A 6,421-nucleotide genomic window follows, 5' to 3' on the forward strand; every position below is an offset into this window, starting at 1 on the left:
CACATGGAGCGCAGAGGGTGACGCTGTTAGTATTGCCAGCGACTCTCCCGAACCTGCATAGATGGAACTCTGAGCACTACTGATGCGCATTCTGCATACCTCTGACTGGCATTTAGGCCAGCACTTTATTACCAAAAGCCGTGCTGCCGAACATCTGGCTTTTATCAACTGGTTATTGAACCGGATCTGCGAACAGCAGATTGATGCGGTGATTGTCGCTGGAGACATATTTGATACCGGTGCGCCGCCCAGCTATGCCCGCGAGATCTATAACCGCTTTGTGGTAGAGATGAACAAGCTTGGCTGTCAGCTGGTTATCCTGGGAGGTAATCACGATTCGGTATCAACACTCAACGAATCCCGAGAGTTGCTGGCATATCTGAATACACGGGTCGTTGCCCGCGTTGAAGCCGATGCAGAAGACCAGATTATCGTGTTGAATGACCGGCACGGTAAACCTGGTGCGATCCTGTGTGCGATCCCATATATTCGCCCACGTGATGTGGTGACCAGTCAGGCCGATGAATCCGGCATTGAGAAGCAGCAAGCGTTAGGGGAGGCGATTAAAAATCACTATGCCTCTCTGTATGCGCTGGCTGAGAAAAAACGCACAGAGCTATCCGCAGACCTCCCTATTATTGCGACCGGCCACCTCACTGCGATGGGCGTCAAAAGCTCCGAGTCAGTGCGTGATATCTACATTGGCAGCCTTGAGGCGGTACCATCCAGTGCATTTCCGCCTGCAGATTACATCGCGTTGGGTCATATTCATCGCCCGCAGATTGTCGCTCAGTCGGAACATATTCGCTATTGTGGCTCACCGATACCGCTCAGCTTTGATGAGCTAGGCACACAGAAAGAGGTCCTGATGGCAGAGTTTTCTGACGGTGCACTCAGTCAGATCACTCCCATTTCGGTCCCGCTGTTTCAACCGATGCAGGTGATCAAAGGAGATTTGGAGACCATAGAGTGCGAGTTAAACCTGCTATCAGAACATCTGGATGATAAGCCTGTCTGGTTATGCATCGAAGTAGATACACAGGACTACCTGAACGATTTGCAACAACGTATTCAGGCCATGACCGCCGATATGAACGTAGAAGTGCTCCAGCTGAGGCGTGCCCGCAGCAACCGACAGGCTCAGATTGAGCGACAGGAGAAGGAGACACTGGCGGAACTGACACCCGAAGAGGTGTTCGAGCGGCGTCTGGCGCAGGAAACATTCGACGGTGAAAGTGAAGGTGAGCGGTTGACGCGTATCCGCACACGCTTTCGCAGCATCATGGAAGAGGTCAGTTCGTCTGATCAGGAAGAGGAGGTGAACGCATGAAAATCCTCAGTCTTCGTCTGAAGAACATCAACTCCCTTAAAGGCGAGTGGAAGATCGACTTCACCCAGTCCCCGTTTGCGGATAACGGCCTGTTTGCGATTACCGGTCCGACCGGTGCGGGCAAAACCACCATTCTGGATGCGATCTGCCTTGCGCTGTATCACCGTACGCCTCGGCTGAATAACATTTCGAAATCCAGCAACGAGCTGATGACCCGTGGAACTGCTGATGCACTGGCTGAAGTGGAGTTCGACGTAAAAGGCACCGCTTACCGAGCATTCTGGAGTCAGCGCCGCTCCCGTGATCAGGCCGAAGGGAATCTGCAGGATGCCAAGGTGGAGCTGGCAGGCCTGGACGATGGAAAAATCATCGCCTCGCAGGTAAAAAAGAAGAACCAGCTGATCGAACGGATTACCGGTCTGGATTTTGCCCGTTTTACCAAATCGATGATGCTGTCTCAGGGCCAGTTCGCAGCGTTTCTCAACGCCGATGCCAATGATCGTGCTGAACTGCTGGAAGAACTGACGGGTACTGAAATATACGGCCTGATTTCCGAGAAAGTGCACGAACATTTCAGCCTGCAGAAAAGTGAACTGGCGCAACTCAAAGCACGTGCAGAGGGTGTAGAGCTGCTCAGTGTCGAGCAACTCGAAGCGCTGGCTGACCGCCAACGGGAACTGACTGCGCAAGAAACACTACTCGAACAGCAGCGCCAGCAATGGCAGGCCCACAAAGCATGGTGGGAGCACTATCTGGCCGCGCAGCGTAGCGCCAACGATGCACACGCAGGTCTGCAGCAATCACAAGAGGCCTTGCATCAGGAACAATCCTCGCTGACCCGGCTGGCTCAGGCGGAACCTGCTGAAACATTGCGCACGCCGTTTTATCTGTTGCAAACGATTCGTTCTAAACAGGCAACAACGCAGGAATCCGTCACGGCGCTTAAAGTGGGCGTGACAGGCGCTGAGCAGAGCGCTGCCAATACCCAACTATCGCTGACCAGTCATGAAGAGGCGTTAAAGACCGCACGTCATGACCAGCAAGCGCTGGAAACCTTGCTCAATGAGCAGATCGTTCCGTTGGACAACCAATGTCAGCAGCTGTCCGCCGAACAAAATCGACTGAATGCGGAAAAGCAGAAGTCCGAACAGGAACTTTCCAGCACCACAGTAAGACTCAACGCGCAGCGATCTCAGGAAACAGCGCTGAAGGCTGAACTCAACGCATTAAGCGTTTACCTCCAGACACATGCTCAAGACGAGCAGTTAGCCGCTCAGCTACCACGCTGGCAGGCGCAGTTTGATCAACTCAATCAATTGCAAACTCAGACTCAAGAGCGTCAGCAGAATCTGTCAGCGCTCAATGACAATATTCAGGCACTCCGTGCTGCACAAGGGTCGTTACAGCACGATGTCGAACGTACTCAGCAACGTGTTACCGATTGTAAAACCGCATTACACACGCTTGAGACTGAATCTGCACAGCTTTTAGCCGGTAACGATGAAACCGCGCTGGAACAAGAACAGCGTATGCTGAACGAGCAGCAAGGACTTCGACTTGAGCTGCGAAACTTGTCTGAACGCTTTCAAAGCCTGAGTACAGAAAAGTCTGATCTGGGCCTCCAGCAACAAACCCTGAATGCGGCAATACAGACTCAACAGCATCAGATTCAGGCCCTGCGTCACCAATATCAGCAGAAACGAACTCACCTCAAAGACGTCAATACGCTGATTGAGCAGGAAAAGCGTATCGCTGATCTATCGGTTGAACGCGCCAAGCTACAACCCCATGAGCCATGTCCGCTCTGTGGTTCGGCTGAGCATCCACTGATCGATACCTATCAAGCGCTCAATCTATCTGAGACCGAGCAGCGTCAGCACCAACTTCAGTCTGAAATGGAAGCTATCGAGCAGCAGGCTAAAGCGCAAAAAGACGTGCTTCATAAAGACGAAGTCACTCTGGATGAGAAAACCAAACGTTACGCCGCGGTAGAGTCTGATTCCCACGCAATCACTGCACGTTGGCAGCAAATCACTGCAGAACTGAATGCACAGCTGTTGATCGGTGACGCTGTCGCCCTTAACGGTTTCTTGCAGCATAGCGACGGACGCATGCAGCACCTGAATCAGCAGCAAAGCCAGCTAAAACAATTGCAGCAACGCACCCAAGCCACGTTGACTGAACTGGCGACCGCAGAGCGTGAAGCACATAACAGCAGCCATCAAATTGCACTGAACCGTCAGCAGTATGATCACGCCGTCACGCAGACAGGCCAGTTGCAGGCTGAGTTAACAGCGTTGCAGCAACAACGCGATGATCTTGAAGGCCAGCTTAATACCCAGCTGCACACGTTAGGGCAGACGATGCCATCACTGGATCAGATTGATCCATGGCTGAACGAGCGACATCATGCTGCATCCCAATGGCAAACGTCACATCAGCAAAGCTTAGAGCATCAGAAATCACTGACAGGGCTTTTATCTGACATAAAGTCACTGGAAGACGACTCACAGCGCTTAAGTAATGCTCTATCAGAACACAGCCAGCAGTTAACACAGATCTCCGCGCAGCTGAGCGATAAACAATCGCAACGCCAGACTTTGTTTGGTGACAAACAGGTAGAAGTTGAACGTCAGCGGATGCTGCAACATTGCCAGCAAGCCGATACCGCTTATCAGCAGGCACAGCACGCGCATCAGCAAACAACACAACAGCTGCAACACCTGAGCGGACAGTTCAATAGCGCGCAACAACAGTTGACCGAACTCAATGGAGATCTGACACAGCAAGAGCAGGACTGGCAAGCGCTTTTGAACAACAGTCCATTTGAATCCCAGCAGGTTTTCGAAGCTGCACTGCTACCTGAAGAGGAACGCAGTCGCTTGGTTGCGCTGAAGAAACAACTGGAAAGCCAGCTAGAGCGTGCGCAAGCCTTAAAAGAACAAGCCGATGCAACGCTCAACGCACTGCAAAGTGGCGATCAGCAACAGCAATGGCTTCAGACTCCGGCGGAACAGGTTGAGGAACGCTTAACGCTGGTTACGACTCAATTACGTGACAACAGCCACCAGCAGGGCGAGGTCAAGCGCAGTATCGATGATGACCAGCAGCGTCGCCAAAATCAGACCGAACTCTTTGCCGAGATAGAGCGTAGTGAGGAAAATTACGATGACATTGCTTACCTGCACGCACTGATTGGCTCGCAAAAGGGTGATAAATTCAGGCGTTTTGCACAGGGCCTGACACTGGATCATCTGGTGTATCTGGCCAACAAACAACTGGATCGCCTGCATGGTCGTTATCTGCTACAACGCAAACAATCTGAAGCATTGGAACTTCAGGTACTGGACACGTGGCAGGGTGATGCCGTGCGCGATACCAAGACGCTTTCCGGTGGCGAGAGCTTTCTTGTCAGCCTTGCGTTGGCGCTGGCTCTGTCTGACCTTGTCAGTCAAAAGACCAGTATCGATTCGCTGTTTCTGGATGAAGGTTTCGGTACGCTGGATGCTGAAACACTGGATACCGCACTGGATGCGCTGGATAGCCTGAATGCTTCCGGAAAGATGATTGGTGTGATCAGCCATATCGAAGCGATGAAAGAGCGTATTCCTACACAGATTCAGGTGAAGAAAATGAATGGGCTGGGGGTCAGCCAGCTGGAGAATCAATTCAGGCTGAGAGAATAGGTATATGCAGCGCTGACAAGTGCTGAGCAACTCACTCAGCACTTGTGCCTATCCATCTATTATCTGCCAGCAGGCTATACTTACCGCTAAAACCAACAGAATTCGATCTGCCCGCAGATCAGGAACTCCGGCGCTCTACCGGCAGGCCACACACTCGCCAGATTCATGCAAAAGGGAACGTTGCTGACTGCACGTGACCCACCCAGAACGCCAATGTACTGGGTGCGATATGAAACTAGCCCTCGCCTTATGCAGCCTATTGCTCGCAGGATGTATCACTAACGACCCTACGCCGTTCCGTATTGGTGATCCCGTACCACCTCTGAGCGGCTGCGCAGAACTGCGGAGCAGAGGCGGTCACTGCTGGTCGATGCCGGATACCTTGCAGAAGGTTCTGGATGAGGCTCATGCCAAACATCAATACGTCAGCGATCTAACGCGATATCAGCGAGAAGACTATTGGATCGCCAGCCTGCAAGGGGATTGTGAAGACTTCGCGCTTTGGGCCAGAAATCGACTGGCTACGCTCGGGATCTCGTCGGATCTGGTGTATGTGCTCACCGAGAACGGTGACGACCATCTGGTGTTATCCGTGGAGGGGTGGATTCTGGATAGTCGTCATAAGTGGTTACATCGGCGTGACGATCTACGCTATGACTGGATCAGCATCGGTCAACCGGATGGGCGTTGGTATCGTATCGATAGCTAACCTCTGCACATAAAGAGAGCTTTGCATTTTGGCGCTTTCAGTTCCGTTTCAGGCATAGACGTTATGCTCGCACGAATTTGTAGATTCGATCTATCGTCCGCCCCGGCGCTAACCCAATCATGAGAGAAGAGTAACCATGCGTAAACAACTGACCGGTCTGGCTCTAACGGCACTGATTACTACACCTGCACTGGCCGACAATGGCATCATCACGGTTCAGAGCAATCACGACGTAGCGACCACAGCGGACAAACTTGAATCCGTACTTGGTCAAAAAGGTATGACAGTTTTCACCCGTATCAATCATGCAGAAGGTGCTAAAAAAGCTAACCTGGAACTGCGACCAACCGAAGTTGTGATCTTCGGCAATCCAAAAGTCGGCACACCACTGATGCTATGCAGCCAGACAGCCGCACTGGATCTGCCGCAAAAAGCGCTGATCTGGGAAGACGAAAAGGGCCAGACTTGGTTGTCTTATAATGATCCGGAATACCTGAAAGAACGTCACAACATCGAAGGCTGCGATGCCGTGATCGGCAAAGTGAAGGGCGCATTAGCCAAATTCGCAGGGGCTGCAACGCAGTAACTGATATGTTTATTGGGCGGGTTAATATGGAAGCCCTGAGGTGTCGTATGTATTCCCACGCGGAGCATGGGCACGAGATAATCTGAGCCTGTGTCTGAAACCACTGGTTC

Annotated in this window: 4 protein-coding genes; all 4 read left to right on the forward strand. The window is 52.1% G+C overall.

Annotated features, from left to right (window positions below):
• Positions 1-82 precede the first annotated feature (82 nt).
• The 4 genes from sbcD (at position 83) to ABYW01_RS11195 (ending at position 6,311) form a co-directional block, all read left to right on the forward strand.
• Positions 83-1,330, forward strand: a complete 1,248-nt coding sequence (gene sbcD, locus ABYW01_RS11180; protein ID WP_372832735.1) for an exonuclease subunit SbcD — start codon at positions 83-85, stop codon at positions 1,328-1,330.
• Positions 1,327-5,016 (forward strand): AAA family ATPase, encoded by a 3,690-nt coding sequence (locus ABYW01_RS11185; protein WP_372832736.1) that lies wholly within the window; start codon positions 1,327-1,329, stop codon positions 5,014-5,016. The genes sbcD and ABYW01_RS11185 overlap by 4 nt, the downstream gene beginning before the upstream one ends.
• Positions 5,017-5,245: 229 nt before the next feature.
• A complete protein-coding gene (locus ABYW01_RS11190) occupies positions 5,246-5,725 on the forward strand; it encodes a transglutaminase-like cysteine peptidase (RefSeq protein WP_372832738.1) in 480 nt (159 codons plus the stop codon).
• A 136-nt stretch (positions 5,726-5,861) separates the two neighbouring features.
• Complete coding sequence (locus tag ABYW01_RS11195; RefSeq protein WP_372832740.1) at positions 5,862-6,311, forward strand: DUF302 domain-containing protein; 450 nt, start codon at positions 5,862-5,864, stop codon at positions 6,309-6,311.
• Positions 6,312-6,421 lie beyond the last annotated feature (110 nt).

Source organism: Pontibacterium sp., from assembly GCF_041587635.1.
GTDB lineage: Bacteria > Pseudomonadota > Gammaproteobacteria > Pseudomonadales > Balneatricaceae > Pontibacterium.

Excerpts from the sequence above, each read along its gene's own strand:
- ABYW01_RS11185 (WP_372832736.1), top strand. The coding sequence starts at position 1,327 with ATGAAAATCCTCAGTCTTCGTCTGAAGAACATCAACTCCCTTAAAGGC.
- ABYW01_RS11190 (WP_372832738.1), top strand. The coding sequence starts at position 5,246 with ATGAAACTAGCCCTCGCCTTATGCAGCCTATTGCTCGCAGGATGTATC.
- ABYW01_RS11195 (WP_372832740.1), top strand. The coding sequence starts at position 5,862 with ATGCGTAAACAACTGACCGGTCTGGCTCTAACGGCACTGATTACTACA.
- sbcD (WP_372832735.1), top strand. The coding sequence starts at position 83 with ATGCGCATTCTGCATACCTCTGACTGGCATTTAGGCCAGCACTTTATT.